This window comes from Bacillus sp. BD48, from assembly GCF_046566805.1.
Lineage (GTDB): Bacteria > Bacillota > Bacilli > Bacillales > Bacillaceae > Bacillus > Bacillus safensis.
In genome coordinates, this window is record NZ_JANGFM010000003.1 from 436,779 (window position 1) to 458,821 (window position 22,043).

The 22,043-nt window shown below is 40.3% G+C and carries 28 protein-coding genes; 5 read left to right on the forward strand and 23 right to left on the reverse strand.

What is annotated here, in order from left to right:
* Positions 1-6: 6 nt before the first annotated feature.
* Complete coding sequence (locus tag ACLGGR_RS12280) at positions 7-1,215, reverse strand: stage II sporulation protein P (RefSeq protein WP_410973140.1); 1,209 nt, start codon at positions 1,213-1,215, stop codon at positions 7-9.
* Between the two features lie 66 nt (positions 1,216-1,281).
* Positions 1,282-2,397, reverse strand: coding sequence for a GPR endopeptidase (gene gpr, locus ACLGGR_RS12285; RefSeq protein ID WP_410973141.1), 1,116 nt, complete (start codon positions 2,395-2,397; stop codon positions 1,282-1,284).
* 198 nt (positions 2,398-2,595) lie between these two features.
* On the opposite strand from gpr, the gene rpsT reads away from it, so the two are divergent.
* Positions 2,596-2,862, forward strand: a complete 267-nt coding sequence (gene rpsT, locus ACLGGR_RS12290) for a 30S ribosomal protein S20 (RefSeq protein WP_024423042.1) — start codon at positions 2,596-2,598, stop codon at positions 2,860-2,862.
* Positions 2,863-2,995: 133 nt separating this feature from the next.
* Here the strand turns inward: rpsT and holA are convergent, their stop codons facing one another.
* A complete protein-coding gene (gene holA / locus ACLGGR_RS12295; RefSeq protein WP_142945472.1) occupies positions 2,996-4,015 on the reverse strand; it encodes a DNA polymerase III subunit delta in 1,020 nt (339 codons plus the stop codon).
* Between the two features lie 237 nt (positions 4,016-4,252).
* Between holA and ACLGGR_RS12300 the strand changes: the two genes are divergently transcribed.
* Complete coding sequence (locus ACLGGR_RS12300) at positions 4,253-4,387, forward strand: YqzM family protein (RefSeq protein WP_012010638.1); 135 nt, start codon at positions 4,253-4,255, stop codon at positions 4,385-4,387.
* Positions 4,388-4,426: 39 nt separating this feature from the next.
* On the opposite strand, the gene ACLGGR_RS12305 is transcribed toward ACLGGR_RS12300, so the two are convergent.
* From ACLGGR_RS12305 to ACLGGR_RS12315, 3 genes are all read right to left on the reverse strand, one after another.
* Positions 4,427-6,754, reverse strand: coding sequence for a DNA internalization-related competence protein ComEC/Rec2 (locus ACLGGR_RS12305; RefSeq protein ID WP_410973169.1), 2,328 nt, complete (start codon positions 6,752-6,754; stop codon positions 4,427-4,429).
* A complete protein-coding gene (locus ACLGGR_RS12310; protein WP_039180075.1) occupies positions 6,747-7,316 on the reverse strand; it encodes a ComE operon protein 2 in 570 nt (189 codons plus the stop codon). The genes ACLGGR_RS12305 and ACLGGR_RS12310 overlap by 8 nt, the downstream gene beginning before the upstream one ends.
* 65 nt (positions 7,317-7,381) lie before the next feature.
* Entirely contained in the window at positions 7,382-8,011 is a 630-nt protein-coding gene (locus ACLGGR_RS12315; protein WP_410973142.1) for a helix-hairpin-helix domain-containing protein, read from the reverse strand.
* A 90-nt stretch (positions 8,012-8,101) separates the two neighbouring features.
* On the opposite strand from ACLGGR_RS12315, the gene comER reads away from it, so the two are divergent.
* Entirely contained in the window at positions 8,102-8,950 is an 849-nt protein-coding gene (gene comER, locus ACLGGR_RS12320) for a late competence protein ComER (protein ID WP_024423047.1), read from the forward strand.
* A 48-nt stretch (positions 8,951-8,998) separates the two neighbouring features.
* On the opposite strand, the gene ACLGGR_RS12325 is transcribed toward comER, so the two are convergent.
* Genes ACLGGR_RS12325 through ACLGGR_RS12360 form a run of 8 tightly spaced genes read right to left on the reverse strand, consistent with a single transcriptional unit; the run spans position 8,999 to position 14,017 of the window.
* Positions 8,999-9,742 (reverse strand): class I SAM-dependent DNA methyltransferase, encoded by a 744-nt coding sequence (locus ACLGGR_RS12325; protein ID WP_410973143.1) that lies wholly within the window; start codon positions 9,740-9,742, stop codon positions 8,999-9,001.
* A complete protein-coding gene (rsfS, locus tag ACLGGR_RS12330) occupies positions 9,739-10,095 on the reverse strand; it encodes a ribosome silencing factor (protein ID WP_003217467.1) in 357 nt (118 codons plus the stop codon). Before rsfS ends, ACLGGR_RS12325 begins: the two co-directional genes overlap by 4 nt.
* Before the next feature lie 13 nt (positions 10,096-10,108).
* Positions 10,109-10,672: a bis(5'-nucleosyl)-tetraphosphatase (symmetrical) YqeK gene (gene yqeK / locus ACLGGR_RS12335; RefSeq protein ID WP_410973144.1), complete on the reverse strand. Its 564-nt coding sequence runs from the start codon at positions 10,670-10,672 to the stop codon at positions 10,109-10,111.
* Entirely contained in the window at positions 10,662-11,231 is a 570-nt protein-coding gene (locus ACLGGR_RS12340; RefSeq protein WP_410973145.1) for a nicotinate-nucleotide adenylyltransferase, read from the reverse strand. Before ACLGGR_RS12340 ends, yqeK begins: the two co-directional genes overlap by 11 nt.
* 13 nt (positions 11,232-11,244) lie before the next feature.
* Positions 11,245-11,535, reverse strand: coding sequence for a ribosome assembly RNA-binding protein YhbY (gene yhbY / locus ACLGGR_RS12345; RefSeq protein WP_008342507.1), 291 nt, complete (start codon positions 11,533-11,535; stop codon positions 11,245-11,247).
* Positions 11,529-12,371 (reverse strand): shikimate dehydrogenase, encoded by an 843-nt coding sequence (gene aroE / locus ACLGGR_RS12350; RefSeq protein WP_410973146.1) that lies wholly within the window; start codon positions 12,369-12,371, stop codon positions 11,529-11,531. Before aroE ends, yhbY begins: the two co-directional genes overlap by 7 nt.
* Positions 12,372-12,392: 21 nt before the next feature.
* Positions 12,393-13,493, reverse strand: coding sequence for a ribosome biogenesis GTPase YqeH (gene yqeH, locus ACLGGR_RS12355; RefSeq protein WP_034661381.1), 1,101 nt, complete (start codon positions 13,491-13,493; stop codon positions 12,393-12,395).
* Positions 13,494-13,495: 2 nt separating this feature from the next.
* Positions 13,496-14,017, reverse strand: coding sequence for a YqeG family HAD IIIA-type phosphatase (locus ACLGGR_RS12360; protein WP_008356191.1), 522 nt, complete (start codon positions 14,015-14,017; stop codon positions 13,496-13,498).
* A 362-nt stretch (positions 14,018-14,379) separates the two neighbouring features.
* Between ACLGGR_RS12360 and ACLGGR_RS12365 the strand changes: the two genes are divergently transcribed.
* Complete coding sequence (locus tag ACLGGR_RS12365) at positions 14,380-14,520, forward strand: sporulation histidine kinase inhibitor Sda (RefSeq protein WP_003217327.1); 141 nt, start codon at positions 14,380-14,382, stop codon at positions 14,518-14,520.
* Between the two features lie 135 nt (positions 14,521-14,655).
* Here ACLGGR_RS12365 and ACLGGR_RS12370 read toward each other — a convergent pair whose 3' ends face one another.
* The 4 genes from ACLGGR_RS12370 to ACLGGR_RS12385 form a co-directional block, all read right to left on the reverse strand.
* Positions 14,656-14,805 carry a hypothetical protein gene (locus ACLGGR_RS12370; RefSeq protein ID WP_162842499.1) on the reverse strand — a complete coding sequence of 50 codons (150 nt, stop codon included), beginning with the start codon at positions 14,803-14,805 and terminating at the stop codon, positions 14,656-14,658.
* Between the two features lie 79 nt (positions 14,806-14,884).
* Positions 14,885-15,613 (reverse strand): SGNH/GDSL hydrolase family protein, encoded by a 729-nt coding sequence (locus ACLGGR_RS12375; RefSeq protein ID WP_185907625.1) that lies wholly within the window; start codon positions 15,611-15,613, stop codon positions 14,885-14,887.
* Positions 15,614-15,697: 84 nt separating this feature from the next.
* Positions 15,698-16,438, reverse strand: coding sequence for a polysaccharide deacetylase family protein (locus tag ACLGGR_RS12380; RefSeq protein ID WP_410973147.1), 741 nt, complete (start codon positions 16,436-16,438; stop codon positions 15,698-15,700).
* Between the two features lie 169 nt (positions 16,439-16,607).
* Positions 16,608-17,729: a response regulator aspartate phosphatase gene (locus ACLGGR_RS12385; protein ID WP_024427938.1), complete on the reverse strand. Its 1,122-nt coding sequence runs from the start codon at positions 17,727-17,729 to the stop codon at positions 16,608-16,610.
* Positions 17,730-17,950: 221 nt separating this feature from the next.
* On the opposite strand from ACLGGR_RS12385, the gene sigK reads away from it, so the two are divergent.
* A complete protein-coding gene (gene sigK / locus ACLGGR_RS12390) occupies positions 17,951-18,679 on the forward strand; it encodes an RNA polymerase sporulation sigma factor SigK (RefSeq protein WP_034738387.1) in 729 nt (242 codons plus the stop codon).
* Between the two features lie 132 nt (positions 18,680-18,811).
* On the opposite strand, the gene ACLGGR_RS12395 is transcribed toward sigK, so the two are convergent.
* The 5 genes from ACLGGR_RS12395 to ACLGGR_RS12415 all read right to left on the reverse strand — a co-directional run bounded on the left by ACLGGR_RS12395 (position 18,812) and on the right by ACLGGR_RS12415 (position 21,966).
* Positions 18,812-19,327, reverse strand: coding sequence for an Imm6 family immunity protein (locus tag ACLGGR_RS12395; protein WP_410973148.1), 516 nt, complete (start codon positions 19,325-19,327; stop codon positions 18,812-18,814).
* A 172-nt stretch (positions 19,328-19,499) separates the two neighbouring features.
* A complete protein-coding gene (locus ACLGGR_RS12400; protein ID WP_410973149.1) occupies positions 19,500-20,273 on the reverse strand; it encodes a DUF4145 domain-containing protein in 774 nt (257 codons plus the stop codon).
* Between the two features lie 333 nt (positions 20,274-20,606).
* Positions 20,607-21,023, reverse strand: a complete 417-nt coding sequence (locus ACLGGR_RS12405) for a hypothetical protein (RefSeq protein ID WP_410973150.1) — start codon at positions 21,021-21,023, stop codon at positions 20,607-20,609.
* A gap of 36 nt (positions 21,024-21,059) precedes the next feature.
* Complete coding sequence (locus tag ACLGGR_RS12410; RefSeq protein WP_410973151.1) at positions 21,060-21,485, reverse strand: NUDIX hydrolase; 426 nt, start codon at positions 21,483-21,485, stop codon at positions 21,060-21,062.
* Positions 21,486-21,774: 289 nt separating this feature from the next.
* Positions 21,775-21,966: a hypothetical protein gene (locus ACLGGR_RS12415; RefSeq protein ID WP_142945484.1), complete on the reverse strand. Its 192-nt coding sequence runs from the start codon at positions 21,964-21,966 to the stop codon at positions 21,775-21,777.
* Positions 21,967-22,043 lie beyond the last annotated feature (77 nt).

The following is a 22,043-nucleotide window of genomic DNA, read 5'->3' on the forward strand; positions in this document are numbered from 1 at the left end:
ACCACCTTAAGAGCGTTTTTTCTCATCCTTCGCTTTGCCATCCACCTTTTCCGCGTCCCAGAAAATGTCGCTGAACACATCAGCTGCTGCATTGGATGCATTTCTTAATTCTTCCATATTATTGTCCACTCCGCCAAATTCTAAAAGAAGGGCTTTGTCGGATAAATCTTGATTATAAATTCCATTATCGCCAATTTCTCCTTTGGCAAACACACCGACACTAAGACCTTTATATTTTTTCTCCATCAAATGGTGGAACTCCGTCGCAAGCTGCAAGTTTTTCTCATAGCTTTGATTCTTCTTCCCAACAACAAACGCAATTCTCGCATATTTCTTCCCTTTGATTTCGACAGTCGTATCTTTCTTTCTTCTTGAATCCCGGTGAATATCAATTAAATAATCGAGGTCATCATTTTTCGCTAATGCTTCTTTCACGACCAATCTCGATTCATTATATGACTGCGGATACTTTAATCCTTTGTTCACCAGCCTTTTTTCAATTTCCGTTTTGTCGACTGTATTGCCGATTCCTTGCTGGTCAAGTGCCTTTCCAAACATGTCGCCGACAAGGGTGACATTCACTTTTGAGTGCCGTGCATTATTTGGATTCGTTTCTCCTTTTAAAAATGGTAAATATGATTCCGTGTTATGTGTGTGATAAATGTACACAGCTTTTCGTTTTCCTGTTGACCGGTCAGGCTCTTTGGCTGGCTTTTTCGGCGTATCATCATCGAGCTTGTCCAGCTCAGCCAAATTTGCTTCTTTTTCATCTTGGATCACTTCACTAGGCGGCGGCGATTCCATTGGCATATTGGTATAGTCTGTTCCTTCACCCGCTAAGATGATTTTTGTATCAAAATGTTCAAAACCTGGGAGTTCTCTTCCTAGGAAACTGCGCGGGTCTTCTAAATTAATACTGGTTGCTAGCTTCAGTGACAGCCCAGAGAAATGAAACCCTTTTTGATCTTCTGGAACTGCTGAGGCGAAATATTGGTTTTCCATGCCCATTAATGTGGCAAAAAATGCGCCAGAGAGCTCATCTGCTACACCATATAACGAGGCTTGCGGCCTCAGCTCGGGTTTTAAAGAGGTCAAAGCCCCTGACATCACAAACACCACAACAAGAGAGGCAATAAATAAGAAAATGCTTTTTACTACTTTCGTTCCATTAATCGCAACGACCAACTGTCGAGGACGGCGGGGTCTTTTTTTCATGATTTACTCCCTCCAGCACGCTTTCTAGTAATTACACTATGAGCGAGCTAGAGAAAGTAGAACCGATTAATGATTATATGAACCCATGTTATCTTGAGTGATTTTTTGATGAAGCGCTGTGTTTAATCCGTTGGCGAGTACGTTTGCCATATCATCAATGAATGTATCTACTTCTTTAGGCGTGACCATTAAATTTTGCCCCAGCGGCGCAAGCACTTCATGGATCAGCTGCCTTTTCTCTTCTTCAGGAAGGGTTCCTACGATGCCTAAGAATGATTGACGCGTTTCCTCATCTGGCAAGTCTTCTTCGTTAAGCACTTTTTTCTTCCCGAATGTCAAACCAGCCGGCACAAGAGAGCGGGACGGCCGGTCATCTTTCAGTTCTCTACCAAAATGCTTTAAGACATAATCAATTGTGTCACTTGCAATGGTTACTGCATCCACCACTGTCGGAACACCAATCGCAATCACTGGAATGCCCAATGTTTCTTTGCTTAATTCTTTTCGCTTATTCCCTACTCCAGAACCGGGATGGATACCTGTATCAGATATTTGAATGGTTGTATTCACTCGTTCCACCGCACGAGCAGCAAGGGCATCGACCGCAATGACAAAATCAGGCTTAGAACGTTCAATTACACCTTGGATAATGTCACTTGTTTCAATACCGGTCAGTCCCATCACCCCTGGAGACAAAGAGGAAACCGGGCGATAGCCTTTCTGAACATTTTCCGGCTGCAATTCAAAGAGATGGCGGGTCACAAGCAGGTTTTCAACTGTGAGAGGACCTAGTGCATCTGGCGTGACATTCCAGTTTCCCAGTCCTACTACAAGGCAGCTCGCATCAGCCTGAATGCCTCGGTCTTTTAAAAACTGAGCAAAATGATGGGCAAAGACTTCGACGACTTTTTCTTGCATCTCAGAGTCTTTCTCCCGAATGCCTTGTGCCTCAAACGTCAAGTATGTCCCTGCCTTTTTGCCGGTCAGCTCCTCCCCTTCTTTCGTGATTTCCACAGTACGTATGCGGATGCCTTGCTCTTCTTTTTCCTTTTCGACAATCCCTTGGATCCCGTCCTTTTTGACGAGATTCGGATTGTTCTCTTGTTCTAGTATCTCTTTTGTTTCAACAGCCAGGTCTGTCCGGATTTGATAAACGCTTAAATCGAGTTTCTGTTTCTCCATAAAAAGACTCCTTCCACCAAGTAATTAACAGTAGTCTTTCCATCTCTTTAAAGAAACATTCGAGCACGTCATCAATGAAAAATACTTTACATTTATATTGCATTCTAAAGGTGTGTTTGATAGAATACAATTTGTTCTATTGTGAAGATTTAACCTTAAGACAATTGTGTTTAGGTTGTATCTTAGGAGGTGAAACACATGCCAAATATTAAATCAGCGATCAAACGTACAAAAACGAATAACGAACGCCGTGCACATAACGTAACAATCAAGTCTGCGATGCGTACTGCGATTAAACAAGTTGAAGTTTCTGTAGCTAACAACGATGCTGAGCAAGCAAAAGCTGCTCTTGCTTCTGCTGCAAAACGCATTGACAAAGCCGTTAAAACTGGTCTTGTACACAAAAACGCAGCTGCGCGTTACAAATCAAGACTTGCTAAACAAGTAAACGGACTTTCTGCATAATGTTTGCAACGCCTCAGTGATGAGGCACCTGTTTAACTGTACGTCCGTCCTGACCGGCCCAGCCATAAGGACAGACTGGCAATTATACATCTAACAAAAACGACCCTCTTTTTAGAAGGTCGTTTTTTTATGTTCAAGCGCCTAACAATCGAAGCAAGAACAATTCTAACAGCAGCTGTTTGTCCTTTTTACCCGTTTTCATTTCATAATCAATCGTTGAAAGCTCTTTGACAATTTGTTTGAGCTCTTCTTCTGAAAACAGTCTTGCCTGATCCATCGCAAGTTTGACCCGGAATGGGTGGACTTTTAGATTTGAAGCAATTTGTTTTTGTCCATATCCTTGCTGAGCGAAGTACTTCGTCTGCAAAATCAATCGAAATTGAGTGGAAATGAGTGCTAATATTTTAATGGGTTCCTCATTTTGCTTTAGCAGGTCATAAAACATCTGCATGGCCTCAGAGCGGCGTCTGTTTACAATTTGATTAATCAGCTCAAAAATATTTTGCTCTAAGCTTCTTGCAACGAGCTGATTGACATCCGCTAACTCAATTTCCTCCCGCTCTCCAATATATGTACTTAGCTTACGAATCTCTTGGAATAGAGAGGATAGACTCCCGCCGCATAGCATCACAAGCTGCTCAGCCGCTTCAGATGTAATCGTCTTTCCTTCTGTCTTCACCAGTGTGATGGTGAAATCTGTTGTTTCTTTTGGGTTTAACTCTTTCGCCTCAACGACAGCAGCTTTCTTTTTTAGCAATTTAGTGATTTTTTTACGTTCGTCCAACTTTTCATATGGTGCTAATAACACGAGGATGGTATAGGGCGCTGGCTTTTCTAAATAAGCTTCTAACACAGAAAGCTCATGCTCGATCTTCTCCTTTTTCTTTTCAGCTGTAAGAAAATAAGGATTCTTGATCACGACGAGACGCCTTTCTCCCATAAACGGAAATGTTTCTGCATCCGTCACAGCCTGTTCAAGCGGCACTTCTTCCATATCGAAGATGGAGTAATTAAAATCCTTCGTTTCTTCGTCTACAACAGCTTGTCTCAATTTAGCAGCAGTTTCTTGCAGTAAATATGTTTCTTTCCCATATAAGCAATAAACGGGATGGATATCCCCTCGTTTTAAATTGTTCCATACATCAAAAACCATCAATTGAATCCCTCTCTTTCACTTCCTCCTCTATCCTAAAGTGTGTGAAGACATTAGTAAAGAGGAAGCTCAAAGTGCCGCCTCCTCATTTATAGTAAACGTCCGGCGCAAGCTCCCGGGTCAGCCTGCTGTCAGACGATATTCATAAAATGATCATGAAAATGGAAAACGGTTACTTTACCTTCTAGCAATTCCAAATGAGTTCAAGTATACTAAAATTAGCCAGGAGGGATGAAAATGAATGAATTTGAAAAAAATGTTCAAAGCAAGCGGAATGATGTGACCGACTCAGCTGTTGGTTTTATCGTCACATTCGGATTTTTCGCCTCAATGTTTATTTTGGCAACCATTATACACCTCGTTGGATCTTAACTTCATGAAGGTTACATGACTGCCATTTTGGCAGTTTTTTTATTGATTTTGTAAGATATCATATGGAGGATGAGTGTAAAACGTTCCTTGCTCATCGAGAAATTCATACGTCACGCTCCCATCGATATCTGTCCGATACACTTTCATTTGCCCGTCCTTTAATTTTTTCAATACTTCCTGATGTGGATGCTGATAACGATTGCGTTCACCTGCTGAAATGAGTGCATGTGAGGGCTTGAGATGCTGAAGCCATTCTTCGCTTGTTGACCCTTTACTCCCGTGATGTCCAACCTTTAAGACATCTGCCCGCAGATGAGGAAAGGCTTCTATCATGTCTCGCTCCCCTTCTTGTTCAAGATCTCCAGTGAGCATAAACCGCTTTCCCCCAATAGTAAATGCCAAAACGAGTGAATCATTATTCTTACTTGTTACCCGATCACGCGACGGATGAAGAACCTCAAATATTTGCTCTCCAATCTGAAGCTGATCTCCTCTCTCTAATTCATCAATCATAATCCCTTGATCAGCTGCTTCTTTTAACAGCTCCTCATCCTCTGGACTCCGGGCAAAGCCTTTTGGTATGGCCAGCCGCTTTACTTTATTTCGCTTGATTAATCGAACCGCTTCTCCCATATGGTCTTGATCCGCATGCGTAAGTATCAGGACATCAAGTTTCGCTATACCTTTAGAGTGTAGAAACGGGATCAGCGTTTGATCACCGATCGAAGACACTTTACGTCTTTTTTTCCACGGTTCTTCTTCAAAAGAAAGTCTGCCCCCTGTATCCACAAGCAGGTGCCCCTTTCGATAGGGAAGCTGAATAAACAAACTATCCCCCTGTCCTACATCCAGCATCGTAACTTCCCCTTTTTCGAAAAAATTCGGAGTGAAATAGTGTGCACTCAAAACACCAATGAGAAAAAGGATCGGCACAGCATAGGATGTCACAGAAGTTTTGCTTTCCATTACAAATAACAGAACAATTAAGGCGCTCACCTCAAGAAGAATATGCCACCAAGCAGACTTCATAAAAATCAAATTGAATCCATCAAAAACAGCCATATAGGCTGACAATTGATGACTAATCTGGATCACCGAATCAAGCAGCTGAAACAACGTTTGTCCAAGCGGAAGATAAACGATAGTGAAAAGAAAAAAGAGTAAGGATAGCGGCATAACAACCGTCGTATAAAAAGGGACAAATATCATGTTCAAAGGAACGCTCAGCAAAGAAAATTGATGAAAATGATATAAAATAACAGGGAGCGAAGCAAGCTGTGCAATGAAGGAAATAAGGAATAATTGCATGACTGAACTTTTTGCTTTTGATAAAATCCTAGTTGATAACAAAATAAAAAACGTCACCACGAATGAAAGCTGAAATCCAATATCGAATAAATAAAGAGGATGAATTGCTAATAAGAATAAAAACGTAACGCTTAATACTACAGCTGAAGGCTGTTTCATTTCTTTTGGAAGACTAGTCATCACTAAATAGATTCCTGCCATGAGACAAGCTCTTAAAACAGATGGTGCAGCACCTGTCAAACAAGCATAAACAGGCAGAAAGCATAATAAGAGAATACGTGCAGTCTCTCTTGTCACGCCAGCACGAAGGAGGCACCAAAATAAGCACGCAAGAAGCGTTTGCACATGCAATCCCGAGATCGCTAGTAAATGAATAATGCCGAGCATTTGATAATCTCTTAATGTCTCAGGGTCTATCAACTCACGTTCGCCAAAAATAAGAGCCTGTACAATGCCAACAGAGTGTTTTGGCACATGGTCCTCTAAAAATTTCAAACCCTTTTGCCTCATCGTTTGAAGGTAATAGGGAGAACCGTCTTTTTTTGTACAGTTTTTGATCGACTGTGGCAGGAAAATGGCGTCAATGCCTTTTGTTTTTAAAAATTGATCGTATTGAAACCCGTTAAGAATGGTTGCGTGTTTAGCTGGACGAACATCACCTGTCATGTGACAGCTCATACCAGGTTCGACATCTTTTAATGCCTCCTTTTCACGCTCAGTTTGAATTGTATAAAAAGTGGCTAGTCGTTCATGGTCTGTTGATACAGTCGCTGAAAAACGATTGCCATCTGTTTTCGGAATGCTTTCAATCACAACGGAACCAGAAAGGAGTTTTTCTTGAACGGGTTGATCCGCTTTAAGAGACTCATGAACCATAAAAATGAGTGTATAGACAGCCCCGCATAGGCTGACCATTAAAAAGAGTTGGGGGGCTTTTTTCAGCAGGCTGAGAAGCAATATGATGAGAAGAAAGAGAAGGAAATACATATGAAGATGATATGCAGCCAGAGCAATTCCAACAGCTGCTGAAATTGCCCCAAACGGCAAATATTTAAACATAGGAAGTAAATAGTTGATTCGCCTTCTCATGCATATCGCGAATTTCTGTTTCGCTAAGTCCTGATTCACTCAGCTTCCCAATTAAATCTGCAACAAAGGCCAATTTTTCTTGATTTTTTAAGTCGATGATCATTTCATCTAATTCAACTTGCTCTGTTTGAACACCCGCCTGCTCGAATAAATCAACAGCATATGGGTGATTTTTATAATCCTTTGCATAGTACACTGTTCGTATGCCCGCTTGAATGATGGCTTTACAGCACTGTAAACAAGGGAAATGTGTGACATATATTTCAGCATCAGCTGTAGGTGCACCAAATTTGGCACATTGTAATATAGCGTTCATTTCTGCATGGATGGTGCGAACACAGTGATGATCAATGACATAGCACCCTACATCCGCACAATGAACATCACCGGCAATGGAGCCATTGTACCCCCCTGCAATAATGCGCTTGTCCCTTACGATCGTCGCCCCAACAGCTAACCGCTCACAGGTGCTTCGTAAAGCAAGCAAATGGCTTTGTGCCATAAAATATTGATTCCATGAAATTCTTTCCACGAGCTGATCCCTCCAGAATGATGGTTGATATTAAGTGTACATGCCTTTCTTCTATACCGTCAATTCTACTTCACGGTCAATTGACTTTTCAGCCGTTCAATCGTCTTTTCCCCAAAACCTGAAATGTTCCGCAAGTCTTCAATTTGTTGAAATTCTCCGTGTTCCTCTCTATACGAAATGATGGCTTCTGCCTTAGCTGGTCCTATGCCGTTAATGGTTTGCAATTCGGCTGCATCGGCCTGATTGATATTGATACCCTGACTCTTTTCAATACCTGATGACGCATCAGCTGATGCTGTTTGCATCTCTTTCTCCGCTTCCCCCTGCTTTCGAATATAAATCATCATACTATCCTCTAATTTTGCTGCTTGGTTGATTTCAACCGTGTCTGCTTTGCTGGTAAAACCTCCTGCTCTTTGAATTGCTTCTTCTACCCGTGCATCAGGTTGAAATGTATAAACACCTGGTTTTCTAACTGCTCCTTTGACCTCTACAAAAATCGTTGTTGGCTCTTTTTCTGTCTTTTCTTGTTTGTCTTCTAATGTGACCTGTATGTCTTTATTTCCCTTCAATACACTTGGCTCTCTGCTGTCCTCTCCTTTTCCAGTGAAAAAGAAGAAACTGAGGATGATCACAACCATGAGCCCAGCTGCAAGATAAAGACTGTATTTTTTTAATCGAATGAGTCGTTTCACTTACTCACGCTTCTTTCAATCATATTTTTCTACTGCTCAACATACTGTTTAGAAGATAACAGATCCTACGCGTCTAAGGAGGGAGAACGTTTGAATATAGGGTTAATCGGTACAGGAAACATGGGTACCATACTTACTGAGGCATTTATTGAATCAAAAGCAGTCAATCCCTCATCGATCACCATTACAAACCGAACCATTGAAAAAGCGTTCAATATAAAAAAGAACCATCCAGAGCTTGAAGTAACGAAACAGCTTTCAGGAGCTGTCACGAATAAAGATTTCATTTTTGTTTGTGTCAAACCACTTGATATTTATCCACTTTTAAAAGAGCTGAGCCCTCTTTTAACGGAGCAGCAAACCATTGTCATCATTACAAGTCCAGTTCATCCTGAACAGCTTCAGGATATCGTTCCTTGTCAAACAGCCAGGCTGATTCCAAGCATTACAAACCGCGCTTTATCAGGTGCATCACTTTTAACTTTTGGTTCATCATGCAATGCCGCGACGAAAACAGCGTTAAGGCAGTTAGCTTCATGCATTTCAACACCAATTGAGATCCATCATTCGATTACAAGAGCGGCTTCCGATATTGTCAGCTGCGGACCTGCTTTTATTAGTTTTCTCGTTCAGAAAATGATTGAAGCGGCCGTAGAAGAAACGGATATTTCTAAAGAAGAAGCCACCACCTTATCAGAAGATATGCTTGTTGGACTTGGCCGTTTGATTGAAAAGAGAGTCTATACCCTTCCGACACTGCAAGACAAAGTATGTGTGAAAGGCGGCGTCACTGGTGAAGGCATTAAAGCACTTGAAGCAGGTGTGCAAGATATGTTTCACCGTCTCTTTCAAAACACCCATGAAAAATTCGATGAAGATTTAGAAGCGGTTGCACATCAATATCCACCAAGCGTGTTCACTGATGATCGCAGAAATTAATCATCTTTGCAATAAGCGAAAAAAGGGTTTTAAAAAACCATCGTTCTATTAAACGATGGTTTTTGGTTTCTTAGCTGAGATGAAATATCTTTCGGCGAATTCACCGGGGGCTTCATTTGTAAAATCAGCGGTCACTTCTATATGTTCAAAGCCAGCGGACTCGAGGAACGCTGCATATGTTTCAAATGGAAATGTGCGCTGTTCATGTGTCTCATCATAACGCTGATACATGTCTCCGTCCTTTACAAAAAAGCTTAAATCATGAATGACCGAATACATGTCATCCCCTTTATCGCTCTGCCAAATATAGCTGATCTCTTCATCTTGATCTGCAAAAGTCGAACCCGGGAATACCTCTTCCATTTTATAAGGCGTATGAACATCAAAAAGTAAAACCCCATCTGCCTCTAAAAGCTGAAACATGTTTTTAAAGGTTTTTTTGACGTCATTTTCGTTTTTTAAGTAATTCAAGGAATCACAGCAAATAACGGCTGCCTGGAAGGCTTGCTCAAAGCCTGTAACCTCTCTCATATCTTGATGTAAAAATTGAATCGACTGCTTTTTCGCCTGCGCTTTTTGCTGCGCGAAGGCCAGCATTTCTTCACTGAGGTCAATTCCTGTGACCTTGTGGCCCTTTTCAGCTAACCGAAGAGAAATCTCTCCAGTTCCACAGCCTACATCGATGATGGCAGCATTCTGCTTAATATACTGCTGGATCCACTGAACCCATTCATCATAAGGTGCATGTGTCATGAGCTCGTCATACACACCTGCAAACCCTTGATAAATCATGAGTTAATGCCAAGTGAAAGCGTTTCTCTCGGCGCATCTCCCCATAGCTTTTCTAAGTTGTAGTATCCTCTTTCTTCTTTGTGGAACACATGGGCAATGACATCACCTAGGTCAATCAATACCCATCTTGCTTCATCAAAGCCTTCCATCTTCTTCACTTCGATTCCACTTTCCTCCGCAAGATGTTTTACTTCCCTTGCAATGGCTTGCACTTGTTTATCAGAATTCCCGTGACAAATGAGAAAATAATCTGCAACAAGTGAGATTCCTTGCATATTAAGAGCAATAATATCCTCAGCCCGTTTATCATCGCATGCTCCTGCTGCGACGTTTAAAATTGATGATGAATCCATCCAAAATTCCTCCTTAGTTGTTCTTATGCACAAGCGAGTTGTAAGTAGCAAGCGTATCTGGAAAGACTGGCTGATTCTTTTTCATTAGGAAACTGATGGTGTTTTTTAATGATTGGATCAGTGCACGATCTAGATCCTGCTCTGCTAACTCCCTTACTTCTTCGACACCAGGGAAATGACGTCCTGGTTCAATATAATCTGCGACATAAATGACTTTTTCAAGTAAAGTCATGTCTGGTCTGCCGGAAGTATGAAATTCAATGGCTGTTAACACATCTTGATCGTCAATTCCAGCTTCCTTTTTGACCAAATAGGCACCAACCGGAGCGTGCCAAAGCTCTGGCGAATATTCAAGCAATAAAGGGTTCATCTTCTCTTGCTCGATAATCCCCTTCATTTCTTCCTTTGGTCTAAATTTCGCATAATCATGAAAAATAGCGGCGATCTCTGCTTTTTTCACATCTGCACCGAACCGTTCCGCTAATGAAATGGCTGTCTCCATGACTCCAAGTGTATGTGTATATCTATGCTCTGTTAACTGCTCTTTGACACAGTTCAATGCTTCTTCACGATTCATATAAATGATGCTCCTTTATATAACGCTCAACAGCTTTCGGAATCAAATAATCGACAGGTATTCCCTGCTCTATTCGCTGCCTAATCAATGTTGATGATACATCAAAAGCTGGAACATCTGCAAATAAAAGAGGATATGCCGTACTTCCAACGTAACCCGGTCTTTTCATCCCAATAAAGGTGATCATTTGAAGCAAATCGTTGATTCGGTGCCATTTTGGCAAATACTCGACCATGTCCGCTCCTATCATAAAAAAGAACTGATCTTCTGGATGACGCTTCTTTAACAGATCCACTGTATCTACCGTATAAGACGGACCCTCCCGCTCCATTTCAATGAGCTCGAGCCGAAAATACGGATTTGACTGAATCGCCGACTCCACCATTTTTATCCGGTGAAGACTATCTGCTCGTTTCCGTCCTGCTTTATGAGGAGGCATATGGTTTGGGATAAACCAAATTTCATCCAGCCCCACTTGAGTCCGCACCTCACTTGCCATTAGCAAATGCCCGTTATGGGGAGGATCAAACGTACCGCCGAACAATCCTATTTTTTTCATATCGCATCCACCTTTACGGCAGCTTAATTTGTTTATTTTCCTTAGATTCTTTGTAAAGGACAATCACATTTCCGATCGTTTGAACGAGTTCAGCCTTTGCACCTTTTACAAGTGCTTTCGCAACTTCTGTTTTGTCCTCGTCGCAATTTTGCAATACGCTGACTTTTAACAGTTCTCTTGCTTCAAGCGCCTCGGAAATTTGCTTGACCATATTGTCATTTACCCCGCCTTTTCCAACTTGAAAAATAGGTGATAAATGATGTGCTTGTGCACGTAAAAAACGTTTTTGCTTACCTTTTAACATGGTGTTCCTCCTAATTTCTCTATGACAATTGACTTCATTTTTCCGGCGTCAGGCGTAATGCCTGTCCACAGTTCAAAGGCTCTGACTGCTTGTCCAACAAACATGCCAACCCCGTCCACTGTTTTCAAGCCTAACCCTGCTGCTTCACTGAGCAGTTTTGTTTCTATTGGATTATACACAATATCACAAACGACCGCTGTTTTTTTTGCGTTCGCTAAAGAAATCGGGGTTTCTTCAACATTCGGATACATGCCGATCGACGTCGTATGGATGATGACATCATATTCCCCAAGCCGCTCTTCAGCTGTAATTAATGTAATTGCATGAGATGTGATTTTCCCCTCTGCACTTTCAATTAAAGCTTCAGCTTTTTCAATGGTGCGGTTCGTAATATCAAAGCTCTTCGGTGCATACTGAGCAATTGTCGTATAAATCGCTCTTGCCGCTCCGCCAGCACCAATCAAGAGAAATGACAGCTCTGATAACGGCTGATCCAAGGCTTCAAGCAATGAATGAAGAAAGCCTTCTCCATCTGTATTGTACCCAACGAGCTGATCTCCTTCGAGCCGCACCGTATTGACGGCACCGAGGCGTTCAGCTGTCACATCAATTTTGTCAAGGTACTTCATGATTTCTACCTTGTGCGGAACAGTGACGTTAATGCCGCTGATTCCTAACGCTTTCATGCCGCTAACAGCCTCTTTCAGGTCATCATTTTCTACTTGAAAGCCATGATAATGTCCATCAATTCCAGCATCCTTTAATGCTGCATTATGAATATCCGGAGACATTGAATGGCCAACTGGGTTTCCGATTACTCCGTATAAAGGTTTCAAGGTCTCTCCCCCTTTGAACATTTAAATTAACGAACGTCTCATAAACACATGAACGCCTTTTGGCGCATAAACTTTAATTTGCTTGCCCGCATCATTTGCAGTGACCCAGCCTAAACCTGAAAAGACGATGTCCATTTTTGGCTGGTCAATGGTAAAGGTATGCGGAACGAGCGGCGGGAAATCTTCCATTCCCTCTTTTGATGGCGGTGACAAGAGTTCCCCTGCATGTTTTTCATATAAATCATCTGCGTTCTCCAGCTTTGTACGGTGAATGTTCAGCTCATTTGGCATATAGCAGACAAATGATGTTCTTCCGCCTTTTACGTAATCAAATCGAGCCAGTCCGCCAAAATAAAGCGTTTGTGCTTCATTTAATTGGAACGTTCTCGGTTTCAATTCTTTTTTCGGCGTTAAAATCTTCAGGTCATTTTTGCTGACATAGTGCGCCATTTGATGGCGGTTGATGATGCCCGGCGTATCGAATAAAGCAGACCCGTCATCAAGCGGAATTTCAATGGCATCAAGTGTAGTACCTGGATATTGGGATGTAGTAATGACATTTTCTTCCCCAGATACTTCTTTGATAATTCGATTGATAAATGTTGATTTCCCAACATTCGTACAGCCGACGACATAGACATTTCTTCCCTCGCGGTAATGATCGATCGCTTCCATCACCTCAGGTACGCCCTGGCCTCTGCTTGCACTAATTAAGAAAACATCGATTGGATTTAATCCGTTTTCCTTCGCTTCCCGCTTCATCCAATGAATCAGACGATCTTTTTTTACGGATTTCGGTAAAATATCCACTTTGTTGCCAACAAGTAAAATCGGATTACCACCGACAATGCGGCTCAGCCCATTGATCCAGCTTCCGTTAAAGTCAAAAATATCAACGACCTTGACAATGAGAGAATCTGTCTCTCCAATGCTGTGCAATATATTTAAAAAGTCGTCTTCTGTTAAAGAAACATCTTGAATCTCATTGTAGTTCTTTAACCTAAAACAGCGCTGACAGATCACATCTTCTTTCAATAGAGATGCTGCCGGCGCATATCCTAATTGATCTTTATCTTCCGTCTGAATGGCTACACCGCAGCCAATACAAACAACCTTTTCCATTATTACTCTTCCTCCCACTGAATGTGGCCCTTACGCTTTAAGGCTCCTAAAATTCTGCGTTCAATCTGCCTGTTAAACTTTGTGAAAAATCCGTCCGAGGCAGCAACAGGAACGACCAAAATCGTATGGAAGCCATGACGATTCCCGCCAAGAACATCTGTCATGAGCTGATCCCCAATGACAACCACATCTTCTTTTTTCAACTGCATATCAGCGACTGCCTTATTAAAGGCTCTTCCCATAGGCTTTCTCGCTTTATAAATAAACGGGATATGAACCGGCTCAGAAAAAAGCTTGACCCTTTTTTCATTATTGTTCGATACAATCGTCACTTGTATCCCGTGATCTTTCATTTCTTGAAACCATTCAATTAAGCGCGGTGTCGCACTTGGGCGGTCCCATTCTACTAGTGTGTTATCTAGATCGGTAATAATTCCTTTTACATTTCGTTCTTTTAATTTTTGCGGTGAAATGTGGAAAATACTTTTCACAAATTCATCCGGTAAGAAATACTTCTTTAGCACAATTTGCACCCTTTCTTCCATTGGTTTTTCAGCGATTGTGTCGAATCAAATCACAATTTGTCTGTCTATCGAATACAATGAAAAAGTTTTCGACATATGATGAGAACCTTCAACAGGTGTGGATAATTTTACACACATTATCCACCTATATTTCATCATGCTTTCATTCAATTATAAACACTCTACCCACAAGTTATCCACTTAACCATGTGGATAACAGAACGATTGTTCTTGTTTCCCATTCATGGTAGATTAAAGGTACTTCAAAGACAGTCGATCAACCTATGATGATATGTCTTTTCTTCAAATTTTATGCCAACTTTTTCAGGGGAGGTGTTTTTCCCATCATATGGGTTTCTAGTATGAAAAAGCTGTCAGATGATTTACTTATAGAATCGTATTATAAAGCAAATGAAATGAACTTAAATCGCGACTTCATTGAATTAATTGAGACAGAAATGAAAAGACGTTCGCTCGGGCATATGCTCTCTGTTTCCTCTTAATTCCATATCACAGGAACCATGCCTCCCGAGCACTCTCCTTTTTTAAACTCAGGTGACTGATATTATATCACTTGCGCTATAGGCTTACTACTATTTTCCGTAAAAAACACCCCTTCTGATGAAAGAAGAGGTGTCTTAATTACAAGGCTGTTCATTCCAAAACCATAACCCTCCGCCTACGACTAAAATGACCACAAGGAACACAACAAGAAAAGCGTAACCGATTCCTGCTCCTTGTGCTGGATAAGGCGAACACGCAGGGTAAGGATAAGGACATCCCCACATATCAGTTACCTCCTTCTAGGAAGATATACTGTTAGACTATGCTGGATGGATGGTCTTGTTTAGGCAGATGGCCATCATTTTAAAAATGTTTGATGACATCACGCTCTTTGATTTCGTTATAAATAATTCTCGCCCCTTTTGGTGTCATATGATTGCCAGAAGGGTCGATCAACCCTGACTGAATTAGAGCTCGATCACTATCTTCACCAGCTTCTCGGATGAAAGCTTTCCAGTTGTCGACAAGCGGCACCTGCTCATCCTTCGCTACTTCTCTCGTGATGTCATTATAAGAGTTTTGCCAAGCTCTTGCCCCACCTCTCCCGGCAAAATAAGATGACTTATATCTTGAGTAATAGTACAAGCCCTTTTTCCCGCCTTCTACAACAGGTACACAGGTCATGAGAATCGGGGTGATGCCTTCTTTTCTACTTTCAGAAATAAAGTAGGATAAATTTTCTTTAAACCGTTTTTTCGTCACTCGGGGATGTTTCCCGTCTAAAATCGCCGCATCATTCGTACCGAACATGATGAGGACGTAAGTTGGTTTCTGTTTTAAAATATCCTGCTCAAAACGAAGTTTCGCGTCTTCAGTCGTCTGCCCGCCAATGCCTGCATTCTTCACTTGAATTTGGCCGCGCTCGACGTTTTTCATGAGATTCACCCATTTTTCAGATGTTGGATAATCTCGAAAGTCCCAGTTTGATCCTCTTGTATTGCTGTCACCAAATGCAATGACGCTTTCTTGTACTGGCTTAGAGCACCCAGCAGCAACACATAATAGGATGAAAAGGAAAACATATTTCTTCACAACATTCACCTCCAAAAGCCCTCTTCATATAGTAAACGACAAGACTTTTGGTTTCAATGAATGACTGTTTTTGACGAATGCTTCCTATTGCAGTTGAACGGGCATATATGCTTTGTCATGATGCAGCAGCTCACTTACTTTTACAAATTCATAGCCTCTCTTCTTTAATTCAGGAATCACTTGTTTTAATGCTTCTACCGTTTGCTTACGATTTCCCCCGCCATCATGTAAAAGGATGATATCGCCGCCCTGAATATGATCAATAATTCGGCTTGCAATTTTATGTGCGCCTGGTCTTGACCAGTCCTTTGGATCTTGCGTAAAGGACCACATGACCACATCATACCCTTGCTTTGACAGAATGCGGAACGATTTCATAGTTAAGCGTCCACCAGGAGGGCGAAATAATAAGGGACCGCCAGGCTGGAGTGAAGCGATATGAGCCGCTGATTCTTTTAATTCCCGCTTGACCTCCTTTGACGACAAAAGGTCAAAATACGTATGATTCATCGTATGATTGCCGAGTTCATTCCCTTCGTCCACAATCCGTTCGGCGATCATTGGATATGCATGGATTCGGTTCCCTATCACAAAAAAGCTCGCATTCACTTGATGCTCCTTCAACACGTCCAATATTTGATTCGTATACACTGGATGAGGTCCATCATCAAAGGTAATCGCAATCTTTTTCCGTTCCGCTCTCATGTCCCAAAAGGCACGTCCCGTTTTTTCAAGATCGACTCGTTTTAATGTACGTGCCTCTACTTCATTAGGAATAAAAGCACATAGCAGCCATATACACATCAAGATATGCAGCCCTCTCATTCGACCGCCTCCTCCACAGAACATCATTACCAAATAAATTGCCCGCTTTCTCATCAATTCATGCAAGCTTCATGATGATATCCGCTTCTTTTTCAAATAAAAAAAGCCGGCCATATTGGCCCGCTCTTTGTTTCACGTTTGGTTTCTCTCTTCAACTGTCGAACGTTGCTTAGAATTCATACAGACACTCTCCTTCTTGGATTTGATTTTGAGCCCATAATAATTTCTGATAATACTGGTTGGACTTTTTGTATTGTTGAGAGGCTTCTAAGGCTGTCGCAATTTCTAGTGAGATATCCTCTATATAAGAGTATAGGCTAAGTTTTTCCAAATAATCAATGGTTTTTTGCAGTTGGTCTTCATTGATTTCCTGAACATATAAAGCATCCAGGTACTCAAACATATGACAGAACAGCTGGTCTTCATGCTTCTTTGCAGCCAATTTCCCATCTTCTAATATGCGCAGGGCATCCGCCTGTTCATTCTGTCTAAAAAGCAGCTTCGCCAGCGTATAGAGCGTATGCGGAAGCGTTGGGAGCAGCTCTTTGCGGGCAAGATCAGCAGATTCCGTTAAATATCGTTCCGCTTCCTCTCTATAGCCCAGTTCGCCATAACATTTTCCTAAATTATAGAGCGCTGAACTATATATGCGCGGGTGATCAATTTGAGATGCGAGCTGTTTTGCCTTTTTTAAATGAGGCAGTGCCCGGTCTTTTCGTTTTAAATCTTGATAGTTTCCTGAGATAACAAAGAGACATTGAATAATACGAATGGTATACGCATCATGCTGATCGTATATTTCCAGCGCCTTTAAAATATGGTGCATGGAGACATGTGTTTGTTTCATGATATAGTAGGCTTCTGCCACTTTAAAATGAAACTCTGCCTGCTCAATATCATCGAATACCATAGACAGCTGCTTTTCTGCCACTCGATAATATTTGACGGCTTCTAAATATTCTTTTTGACTAAATTCATGCATGCCACGAAAAAATGCATGGTAATAATGCAGCATATCAGATAACTCATGATTGGAGTTTTCGATTTTATCGACTAGATTAGATACTGAGAAAGGTTGATATTTTGAAGGGTGTATATAGTCAAGCATGATTTGGTGCCGAAAACACATGAGCTGATAATAAATCAGTAAATGCTGGTCCTCTTCCATCTGTTCAATTTCCGCTTCAACTTCCGCTTTCAAGATTTCCGCATCTGGAACACTGAACTGCCGTATCATTCGATACCATTCATTAATTTTCATACCTACATGTGAAGATAGAACCTTCCCCATGTTCCGAAAAAACCCCTTCCTTTTCGGTCTAATATTACATATTTTAGCACGCTTCTTGACCGCCAAGCACCGCAAAGAAACCGCAAACATATGAGAGGGGCTGTAAAAAGAGACGAACATTTTTCGAAAAACATGATTTTTTCATCGTACAGACACAGACAATCCCCCCTTCACATACATTTGAGGATATAGGCAGCGGCCTAAACATGGTGGAGGTGAAAATCGTGGCAGGAGTATTTACAGCGATGGGATTGATGGTCAAAGAATTGGTGTTTTTAGTGTCCTATGTCAAAAACAATGCCTTTCCACAGCCCCTTTCGGGAGATGATGAAAAAAAATACTTAGCCCTCATGGCACAGGGCGATGAACACGCAAGAAACATGCTGATTGAACATAACCTTCGGCTCGTCGCCCATATTGTAAAGAAATTTGAAAATACCGGGGAAGACGCTGAAGACCTCATCTCCATCGGGACGATCGGACTCATTAAAGCCATCGAAAGCTATTCCTCTGGAAAAGGAACAAAGCTGGCAACGTATGCAGCGCGGTGTATTGAAAATGAGATTCTCATGCACTTACGCGCGCTCAAAAAAACGAAAAAAGATGTCTCCTTGCATGACCCCATCGGTCAGGATAAAGAAGGGAACGAAATTTCATTAATCGATGTCTTAAAATCCGAAAATGAAGATGTGATCGATACCATTCAGCTCAACATGGAGCTTGAAAAAGTAAAAGAGTATATCGACATTCTCGACGGCCGAGAAAAAGAAGTGATCGTCGGCCGGTTCGGCCTTGATTTAAAGAAAGAAAAAACGCAGCGGGAAATAGCCAAAGAGCTCGGGATATCGCGGAGCTATGTATCCCGGATTGAGAAGCGCGCGCTGATGAAAATGTTTCATGAGTTTTACCGGGCGGAGAAGGAGAAGCGGAAGCGGGAGAAGGGGAAATGAAAATAAACTTCCTAACTTCTAACAAAAACAGACCTCATGAGGTCTGTTTTTAAATTCGACAATAAGCTACTGTCTCTCTGCATTTCTATTAATAATAGCTGCCCTTTATTCATATTGCCCAATAAATCTAATTTAAATGACTGCGATGTCCTCTTTGTTAATTAGATATATTTTGTTATTATCGTGATCTTTGCTAGGATAATGATCAATTAAATATTTTCTCAAGGTATTTAATTCTGCCATATCAATCTTTTTTGATTCAATTGCATTTTCCCACATTACAATTAATGTTTCATCGTCTATTACCTCTAGCACATGAGGAACAAATTTTTTATTTTCTCGTCTATACGCTTGATACGCTGTGTAAGAAACTGCATCTAATACCGAATACCAGCCATATTGTTTTTGTTCATCTTTTTCTTTATTAGCGAACTCAGCTACATCCATATAATCTTCACTATCTATATAATTACATAAATCATCTGCACTCAACTCTTTGCCAGAAAGCCATTTCCAACAATCATCTAAAGCTTTTTCTCCTATGTGGTAACCATCATCTTCTTTATCTATGAATGTATACATTTTTTCAGCTATTGCTAAGCCTAGGGCAACTTTAGCTTCTTTACTAAGGTCATTTATAAAATCCATTCTATAGCCTCTTGCCTCTTTCTAATTTTTTCTTCAATGATTAGAACTCGAAAACCACTTTTAGCGCATGTAATAGCTGAAGCTAATCCAGCAGGTCCACAACCTAACAAGGTCTGTTTTTTTTGTGTCATTAAAAGGTTCTCTACTCAAAAAGTTTAACTTCTAAATCTTTTTATTTTTTATTGAAACTCAAATGTGGAACCTCATAAATATTATATAGAATAAAATCTATAATGTTTAAGTATTGAAGCAGATCTCTTTGTTTAGGTTTTAGAATGCCATGAACAGTTTCATTTCCTATATCTCTAATTTGATTTAAAATGTTTTTTTGTTTTTCATCTATTAAGTTTTTTTTATAAAGCTCCTCAATCTTTTCAAATAACTTTAAATTTATCATCTTAGGTTCATTATTTTCGTCATATATCACTTTTCCTTTTTTATTTAATTTTGGTCTTTTATCTATCTCACTCACTTTACATATTGCTTCGATTATCATTCTAATACCGGTATTACACAAAAGACCCATATCATGTCTATAGGCATTTATAGTTTCATTTCGAATATCTTTAATTAAATCGGGAAGGTGAAAAAAGTCAAATTTATCAGTAAACATCAATAATTTTTCTTGTATATTATCACTTTTTGGCTCTTCAGGATAAACAGTATATTTATTATAATATTCTCTGTCACAATGATAGTTAGGACCATTTAGTATAAACATTTCTTCATCCCCATAAGTATTTAAAAAAGCTATAGTATCACAACCCCTACATTGAACAATCGAATATTCATCTATAAACTGCATTTGAATATCCCTCGGATCGTCATAAAAATCATTATGATTTAGACTCAATTTTAACTCTTGGTTAGATTTATTTGTAACAATTTGATGGTTTGTTCTTCTATTACATAACCTACAATGAATTTTTTCTGAAATAATCCCCATGATAACACCTTTCTTCATTTGGGAAATAACAGCACTCCATTAAAAGTTGATTTCCCCATATTTTCACATTTCTTTATTCATCTACAAACTAAGCATTCATTCGTTTATTTTTAAAATACTAAAAGTTCTCTTTTTTTCGATTGGGTCCAACACAAAAAGGATTTCAAGCCCCATCAAGGTTCAGGTTATATTTATACAATTTCTTGAACTATTGCAACAAGAATGATGAAAAAATTGCTTAAACGCACAGTATCGCTATGTCTAAAAAATATTCACTCTCTCTTTATAAACAACCTTTACACCCTATTGAAAACTATTACAAAGTAATACTATCTAACTTTCAACATCATACTGAAAATCAATATTCCTCAACTCAACCCATTCAACAAAATCAGATACCTTTTTTGTCATCAAAAAATGTTGAACGATTTGATACGCCTCATTGCGGTCGACATAGCTGCACGATGGCATATACAATGGTGATCCAGCAACCAAATGCTCGATCGTTTCGAGCTTTTCTACCTTTTGAAAAGGGACTAAAAAATCTGGATATCTGATGATAAAGAATCCATACGGTTCAGTATAAAAGAAAACTAGACTTTCAGATTCCCAATCTTCCTCTATCTCAATGGAAGATTCCCCGTTTCCTTGTTTCCAATACTCTTCCCCCTCCTGAAAGAAGATTCTTTTCATGAATTCTTCTCCCGGATTTTCTACTGGAGCTCCTGTAGGCCCATAGTATAAAAACATCAATATCGCTCCCTTCATGCCTCTATCAATTTGGATTTAACCAATTGTTCTATTCCCCTCAAAATCATAAAAGGCTTGTGTTTGTTGGTTTAATTTTAGCATGTGATAAAGCTTTGGATTTAGCTTTTGAAAGGTTTGAGTGCTGACCCATTTTACTTCTTCAATATCATGATCCGGATCTAGAATGTTCATCTCTCCCCCGATCATTTCCGCAAAGAACGTAATGATAAGCGCATGATGCTTTTTATCTTGAAAGAATGCTTCTCGAACAGAATGAAGTTCCTTTACTTTGATCAAATACCCTGTCTCTTCTTTCACTTCGCGGATGACAGCCTGCTGCAGGTGTTCACCTTTTTCCACAGCACCGCCCGGAAGTTCCCAATATCCCTTTACATTCTTGACCGTTAATAGATTTTCTTCCTCGTCATAAATAATAGCTGAAACCACGTCTACTCGTTTCAAATGAATCCCCCTCAACATACTCCATTCACATCAATTGTCGAATATATGGCACGAACTGTTCATTTTATACATTCTTATTATACTGTATCCTTGATATAAGTTAATGGAAGTCATAGCGTGTTATCATCATTTTACTTATTGTGCTCATAGGATTAACAGGAAATATCGTTTCTCTTTTGAGACAACTCAAAGCGTCAAACGAGAAAATCATCCAACTGTTAGAACATCAAAAACCGAAAAAATAAAAACCTCACGCATCTAGCAGGAGGTTTTTGCACTAGGAGAAATCTTATCGTTTTTCATCAAACAACATATATCTAATTCGCCGAATATAATGGAGCGCAATATGAGCGAGACATAAAATGAGCCCAATCATCGCAAGTATATAGATGGGCAGCATCAAACCAGGTACATAGTTTACGACAAATCCCAAACTAAACGCTGTCAGCATATATATGCTGATCAACCTCATCAACACCATTCGAAGCCCTCCCTTTCTACAATCACTTTAACATATTTTCCCTTCAGTCTCATAATTGGATTTAAAAAAGCTGCGAA

What these genes read in the sequence shown, in the direction of transcription:
- yhbY (WP_008342507.1), bottom strand. Translation starts at nt 11,535, where the DNA reads ATGTTAAAAGGTAAGCAAAAACGTTTTTTACGTGCACAAGCACATCAT.
- ACLGGR_RS12415 (WP_142945484.1), bottom strand. Translation starts at nt 21,966, where the DNA reads ATGGTGTTGATGAGGTTGATCAGCATATATATGCTGACAGCGTTTAGT.
- ACLGGR_RS12380 (WP_410973147.1), bottom strand. Translation starts at nt 16,438, where the DNA reads ATGAGAGGGCTGCATATCTTGATGTGTATATGGCTGCTATGTGCTTTT.
- ACLGGR_RS12340 (WP_410973145.1), bottom strand. Translation starts at nt 11,231, where the DNA reads ATGAAAAAAATAGGATTGTTCGGCGGTACGTTTGATCCTCCCCATAAC.
- ACLGGR_RS12280 (WP_410973140.1), bottom strand. Translation starts at nt 1,215, where the DNA reads ATGAAAAAAAGACCCCGCCGTCCTCGACAGTTGGTCGTTGCGATTAAT.
- rsfS (WP_003217467.1), bottom strand. Translation starts at nt 10,095, where the DNA reads ATGGATTCATCATCAATTTTAAACGTCGCAGCAGGAGCATGCGATGAT.
- yqeH (WP_034661381.1), bottom strand. Translation starts at nt 13,493, where the DNA reads ATGGAAAAGGTTGTTTGTATTGGCTGCGGTGTAGCCATTCAGACGGAA.
- ACLGGR_RS12365 (WP_003217327.1), top strand. Translation starts at nt 14,380, where the DNA reads ATGAAAAAGCTGTCAGATGATTTACTTATAGAATCGTATTATAAAGCA.
- ACLGGR_RS12300 (WP_012010638.1), top strand. Translation starts at nt 4,253, where the DNA reads ATGAATGAATTTGAAAAAAATGTTCAAAGCAAGCGGAATGATGTGACC.
- rpsT (WP_024423042.1), top strand. Translation starts at nt 2,596, where the DNA reads ATGCCAAATATTAAATCAGCGATCAAACGTACAAAAACGAATAACGAA.
- ACLGGR_RS12400 (WP_410973149.1), bottom strand. Translation starts at nt 20,273, where the DNA reads ATGGGGATTATTTCAGAAAAAATTCATTGTAGGTTATGTAATAGAAGA.
- yqeK (WP_410973144.1), bottom strand. Translation starts at nt 10,672, where the DNA reads ATGAATCGTGAAGAAGCATTGAACTGTGTCAAAGAGCAGTTAACAGAG.
- ACLGGR_RS12405 (WP_410973150.1), bottom strand. Translation starts at nt 21,023, where the DNA reads ATGTTTTTATACTATGGGCCTACAGGAGCTCCAGTAGAAAATCCGGGA.
- ACLGGR_RS12305 (WP_410973169.1), bottom strand. Translation starts at nt 6,754, where the DNA reads ATGTTTAAATATTTGCCGTTTGGGGCAATTTCAGCAGCTGTTGGAATT.
- holA (WP_142945472.1), bottom strand. Translation starts at nt 4,015, where the DNA reads ATGGTTTTTGATGTATGGAACAATTTAAAACGAGGGGATATCCATCCC.
- ACLGGR_RS12385 (WP_024427938.1), bottom strand. Translation starts at nt 17,729, where the DNA reads ATGGGGAAGGTTCTATCTTCACATGTAGGTATGAAAATTAATGAATGG.
- ACLGGR_RS12395 (WP_410973148.1), bottom strand. Translation starts at nt 19,327, where the DNA reads ATGGATTTTATAAATGACCTTAGTAAAGAAGCTAAAGTTGCCCTAGGC.
- ACLGGR_RS12370 (WP_162842499.1), bottom strand. Translation starts at nt 14,805, where the DNA reads ATGTGGGGATGTCCTTATCCTTACCCTGCGTGTTCGCCTTATCCAGCA.
- gpr (WP_410973141.1), bottom strand. Translation starts at nt 2,397, where the DNA reads ATGGAGAAACAGAAACTCGATTTAAGCGTTTATCAAATCCGGACAGAC.
- ACLGGR_RS12325 (WP_410973143.1), bottom strand. Translation starts at nt 9,742, where the DNA reads ATGATTTATCAAGGGTTTGCAGGTGTGTATGACGAGCTCATGACACAT.